Genomic DNA, 5,316 nt, shown 5'->3' with positions numbered 1-5,316 from the left:
ATTGCATATTTTTTAAAAAAAATAAATAAAAGAAATTGTTGAATTGGCTTGATTACATTATTTGAAACGTGAAAAAAGGAATAATGATTATGAAAAAAGAAGAATCAAATCATGATCGTTTAAGAAAGAATTTTACATTGCATCAAAATAACCTGATGCTTGAGCCTGATGACCTGGAGCGCCTACCAAGTCGAATAGCACCGACCACATTATCCAAGCTTTTGCAAGTTGCAGAAATCTCTACCATTTTAAAAGTTATGGCTGGATTTGTGATCGCTGCAATTATTGTCGTGGCGTTATATGTTGGTAAAGAAGTCCTTATCCCTTTAGCTTTATCTATATTGTTTGGTTTTTTACTAGATCCATTAGTTTCTCGATTAAAAAAATTAGGATTGCCTAAAATTCCTGCTATCGTAATTGTCGTGTTATTTACTTTGGGAATTCTGGGGGGAGCTGGTACTTACCTGATTTCCCAATTAGGCAGTTTAAGTCAGCAATTGCCTCAATACCAAGATACAATTACTCAAAAACTCAGTTCCATAAAAAATTATGCACATGGTCCAAGTGTCTGGGATGGCGCAATTAAAACGATTAATAATGTTGAACATTCTATAGAAGGCGCAAATGCCTCAACTCATGATAATGATACTGCATCAAAATCAGAGGGGCAGGCTAAGTCACATCTGCATCCGAAACAAGATACTCATATTCAACAGGATGATTCTAAAGTTCAGAAAGTTCAGATTGTGAGCCAAAATCAGTCTATTGCATCATCAGTTTTCGAATGGGGAGGTAAGGTTTTAAGTCCTTTGGCTACGGCGGGTATAGTCTTTGTATTTGTGGTGCTTATTTTATTGGATCGTAAAGATTTGCATGATCGGTTATTGCGATTGTTTGGCGCTAACTTAAATGTTGGGACAGATGCTTTGAATGAAGCAGCCAACCGAATCGGTAAATATTTAAGGATGCAGTTGGTCGTAAATATGACTTATGGTGTTCCTATGGCAATAGGATTATTGGTCATTGGTGTCCCTGCAGCTATCATGTGGGGAATGGTTGCAGTCGTCATGCGCTTTGTACCTTATGTTGGTCCGATCATTTCTGCATTATTTCCAATTACGCTAGCTTTTGCGGTTGATCCTGGATGGGATATGGTACTTTGGACAGTAGCACTTATTCTTATTTTGGAATTGATTACCAATAATATTATTGAACCTTGGTTGTATGGTGAGAGTACAGGACTATCAACTTTGGCGATCATGGTCTCTGCAACCTTCTGGACAGCTATATGGGGGCCGATTGGTTTAATTTTATCAACTCCATTGACTGCGTGTATTCTGGTACTTTCAAACTATATACCGGCTTTAGGCTTTGTCAAAATATTGATTGGAAGTACACCAGCACTGAATCCTCCAGAACGTTTCTATCAGCGTTTAGTTGCAGATGATATCGATGCGGCACTTGATATTGCCAAGGAATATGTTCAAGAGCATTTACCTAAACATGTTACATCTGATTTAGTTGCACGACGTGTGAGTGAATTTTATGACGAGGTTGCTATTCCTGCGATACGTTTATTTTCAAATGGACATCACCAAGTAGCAAAAGCTGAACATCGTTTAAAAATGCATCATGGTTTAAAAGTCTTTAATCGGGATTTTCAAAATGATTATCCAGCAGATCATCTAACAGGACGTGCTCAGGTTTATTGTATTGGCGGGCGTTGGGAGGTTGATATAAATATCTCAGCCATGCTGGCACATTGTTTACAGTTAAGGCATGTAGTTGCTATAAATTCGAACGAATCAGCAATTCAAATGCAAAGCCATACTTTTGGTGATATTCCTCATGATATCGGTGTGATCTGTATTTCATTGTTTCACCCAGAGCCGATGGCATTAATTCGCTTGATCCATTATCGTATCAATGAAGATTATCCAAATACAAAGATCATTTTTGCAACTTGGAATTGTGATGCCCAGAGTATTCGTGATGAAGTTAAGCAACGTTTTAACGTCTATGAAGTGGTGGATGATCTAAATGAGTTACTACTCACTATCGATGCATTATTAATAGAAGAACATCTGGCTTGTAAAACTTATCCGATTCCAGAAAACGAGTCAGAGCGTGTACAGATACTTCATCATCTCGATGTGTTAAATCAAAAGAATTTTCCTATTTATGAACAATTTATTGAGGAAATAGAACATGCATTTGATGTCACATATGCGCAAATTTCCTGGGTTGATACTGACTGGGTATACACTCCTGCAAGTCCTTTGATTAAATCTGGAGAAAAAGCTCAAGTGGCAAGAAGTGAATCTATTTGTACCCACTTAATTGTACAAGAAGATGATCTATTGATTGAAGATCTAAGACGTGATCCTAGATTCAGGCATGACTCTGAGTTACGAAAAAATCATATCCGTTTTTACGATGCCGTACCACTTAAAAATAAAAAGGGAGTAATTTTAGGTGGCTTATGTTTACTTGATCGGCAGCCTAGACAGTTAAGTAAAGATGATATTGATCTGTTACATGAACTCGCGGATGATTTGATGAGCACAATCAGTAATGATAAAAAACGTAATGCACGTCTAGAAGATATTCATGGTCTGGAATATGAACCACCGAGCAGTTTAGGGCATTAGGAGTTGAAATGGCTTTTCAGGATATGTATCGACTTGGTTCTCATGCAGTAATTACCAATCAGCATCAACAAGTTTTGTTGTTGAAAGCAACTTATGTAGATCATGCATGGGGGTTGCCAGGTGGGGCATTGGATATGGGAGAGACAGTGCATGAAGCTTTGGTCAGAGAGTGTCTGGAGGAGTTGGGATGTGCTGTTCAGGTTGATTATCTGTCAGGAGTTTATTTTCATTCTGCTGTGCAATCACATGCATTTATTTTTCGGTGTCATTTTGAAGAAAATGCACAGATAAAATTAAGCTCTGAACATTCTGAATATGCCTGGTTTGATTTAACTGATTTATCAAAAGTACAGCGGATCAGGGTCGAAGATTGTCTGAATTTTGATGGTAGTGTGAAAAGTCAAGCTTTTTAGTCCCTCACATTTTGTGGAAAATTAATGATATATATCACATCTTATTGAAATAAAATAAAAAAAATATTGAAAATAAAATAAAATGTGCTATTTTTCTGTTATGGCTTAAGTTTCTTGGGGATATTAAAGCTTAAGCCATTTCAAACTTTTATATTAAAAAATCAATGTTAATGACAATACAATTTTAGAAGAATTGAGATATGCAAAATCAAGAACTTGAACAGTTATTTATACAAACTGCAGATCAACCTGAGCTTTTTTCAGCTTTTTTGAATCAATTGCTTGTTTCAGAAGTTTTTTGTCTGGGAGATGACTCAGATCAATCAAATCTCCAGTTTCGAACCATGGAGACTCCAGATGGAGAGCAGGCGATCCCATTCTTTTTAACACTTGATACCTTGAGGATGAGTTTGGGAGATGATTTGCACTATTTCCTTTTACCAGCAAAACAGCTGCTTGAAATAACCAAAGGCTCTACATTATTACTCAACCCAGCATCCAGTTATATGAAAGAGTTCTCACCAGAAGAAATTGAATTACTGTGCACTGTTAGTTGAATATGGCATTCATAAAGAGTTTATTTTAAGTTATGTTGAAGTTTTTCAATAATTTCATCAAGTTTTTTGATTCTTTTCACACTATCCCAAAGTAGCTTTGCTTCGGGATAGTGTTTGCTCATCATCCCTAACCATTGTTTATAGCGTCCTACCATTCCGATTTCAGTTTTACTTGGGCCATTGATAAAACGGATTTGTAGGCTTAATAAATCTTCCCAATCTAGTAAAGCATCATTAGAATCTTGTCGAATGCACTGGGTTAAATCAGGGGTAGTTACTGCTCCACGACCAATCATGAGGTCTTGACAGCCTGATTCCAGTTGGCATTGTTTCGCATCCTGATTTGTCCAGATTTCACCATTGGCGATCACGTTGATATTTAATGTATCCCGAATTGGATGGAGTAGTTCCCAAAAAGCAGGTGGAGTATAACCATCGGCTTTGGTTCGGGCATGAACAGTAACCCAGGATGCTCCAGCATCTTCAATCGCATGGGCATTTTCCAGAGTAAAGTTCCTGTCCATATAGCCCAAGCGCATTTTTGCAGAAACAGGGATGTGAGCAGGTACAGCATCTCGTACAGCCTTGACCAATTCATAAACAACCTCTGGCTCGTCTAAAAGTACTGAACCACCCCGATGTCTATTGACGGTTTTTGCTGGACAACCAAAGTTCATGTCGATTGCTGGTGCTCCCAGTTCCACGACTTTGGCAGCATTTGCTGCTAGCATTTCTGGATTATTTCCCAAGAACTGAACATGTACAGGAGTTCCAGCAGCAGTTTTACCCTGAGCCTTGAGTTCTGGACAGTAGTTATAATAAATATGATCAGGTAATATCGAATCGGTAATACGAATAAACTCGGTTACACACCAATCAAAGCTTCCTACATGAGTGAGTACATCACGCATGATCGGGTCTGTTAAGCCTTCCATGGGAGCTAGTACAAGTTTCAACGTGTGTTACCTATGGTGAACAAGATTAAAAATGAGCGTTATACGCATTTTTAATCAAGATGTCTAGCAAACAAAAAAATGTTAATCTTGGCTTGTTGAATTTTTTCGAATCAGAGTCTTCTTATGGAAAACTCATTTACACTTTTTCTATAAAATGACTCTACAATTGTAATACTTTTTCATATGCTATTGCTTGGAAATCTGGATTTGCATTTTTATGAAATATTCTTGTTTTATAATAAGAAAATAATACGAGGAGTGGGTCATGACAAATCAATTTGATTTTGTTTCTGTTACTAAGAAATCAAATGTACATTTTGGTGGTCTTTCGATTAGTCATATCATTAAATTAGAAGATGGGACTCAAAAGACTCTTGGGGTGATTTTGCCATCAGAACAACCGTTGACTTTCAGAACGCATGTTGCTGAGCGAATTGAAATTATTTCTGGAGAATGTCGGGTTAAAATTGGGCAAGATCCTGAAGTCCATATCATTCATGCCGGGGAATCTTTTGAAGTCCCTGAAAATAGCCAGTTCAGTGTGACTGCTGATGAAATTGTGGATTATGTATGTCATCTAGAGAAATAAATATAAAATTATAAGTTTATTTTTATGCAACCTTACAAAGTCTGTATTCGGTAGAAAATATTAAGTAAGGTGTTTGGGGAAGTGGGATATGAATATTCTAAGAAATAGTTTATTTCACTTTCTTTAAGTTGTTTATATTCATTTATTAGG

The 5,316-nt window shown here is 37.0% G+C and carries 5 protein-coding genes; 4 read left to right on the top strand and 1 reads right to left on the bottom strand.

Translation table 11 applies throughout. From position 1 onward, the window contains the following. Positions 1-89 precede the first annotated feature (89 nt). From KPC_RS17625 to KPC_RS17615, 3 genes are all read left to right on the top strand, one after another. Positions 90-2,651 (top strand): AI-2E family transporter, encoded by a 2,562-nt coding sequence (locus KPC_RS17625; protein ID WP_171334538.1) that lies wholly within the window; start codon positions 90-92, stop codon positions 2,649-2,651. A gap of 8 nt (positions 2,652-2,659) precedes the next feature. Further along, a complete protein-coding gene (locus KPC_RS17620; RefSeq protein ID WP_121975640.1) occupies positions 2,660-3,064 on the top strand; it encodes an NUDIX hydrolase in 405 nt (134 codons plus the stop codon). Between the two features lie 200 nt (positions 3,065-3,264). Then, complete coding sequence (locus KPC_RS17615) at positions 3,265-3,621, top strand: SseB family protein (RefSeq protein ID WP_121975639.1); 357 nt, start codon at positions 3,265-3,267, stop codon at positions 3,619-3,621. Between the two features lie 20 nt (positions 3,622-3,641). Here KPC_RS17615 and KPC_RS17610 read toward each other — a convergent pair whose 3' ends face one another. After that, on the bottom strand, positions 3,642-4,577 hold the full coding sequence (locus KPC_RS17610) for a tRNA-dihydrouridine synthase (protein WP_121975638.1): 936 nt from the start codon (positions 4,575-4,577) through the stop codon (positions 3,642-3,644). Between the two features lie 265 nt (positions 4,578-4,842). On the opposite strand from KPC_RS17610, the gene KPC_RS17605 reads away from it, so the two are divergent. After that, positions 4,843-5,166 (top strand): pyrimidine/purine nucleoside phosphorylase, encoded by a 324-nt coding sequence (locus tag KPC_RS17605; RefSeq protein ID WP_121975637.1) that lies wholly within the window; start codon positions 4,843-4,845, stop codon positions 5,164-5,166. Positions 5,167-5,316 lie beyond the last annotated feature (150 nt).

Origin of the sequence: Acinetobacter stercoris, from assembly GCF_900323515.1 — a bacterium.
GTDB classification, from domain to species: domain Bacteria; phylum Pseudomonadota; class Gammaproteobacteria; order Pseudomonadales; family Moraxellaceae; genus Acinetobacter; species Acinetobacter stercoris.
The sequence above is the reverse complement of the archived record's forward strand: the minus strand, read 5'-3'. Positions and strand labels throughout refer to the sequence as shown.

Excerpts from the sequence above, each read along its gene's own strand:
- KPC_RS17625 (WP_171334538.1), top strand. The coding sequence starts at position 90 with ATGAAAAAAGAAGAATCAAATCATGATCGTTTAAGAAAGAATTTTACA.
- KPC_RS17620 (WP_121975640.1), top strand. The coding sequence starts at position 2,660 with ATGGCTTTTCAGGATATGTATCGACTTGGTTCTCATGCAGTAATTACC.
- KPC_RS17615 (WP_121975639.1), top strand. The coding sequence starts at position 3,265 with ATGCAAAATCAAGAACTTGAACAGTTATTTATACAAACTGCAGATCAA.
- KPC_RS17605 (WP_121975637.1), top strand. The coding sequence starts at position 4,843 with ATGACAAATCAATTTGATTTTGTTTCTGTTACTAAGAAATCAAATGTA.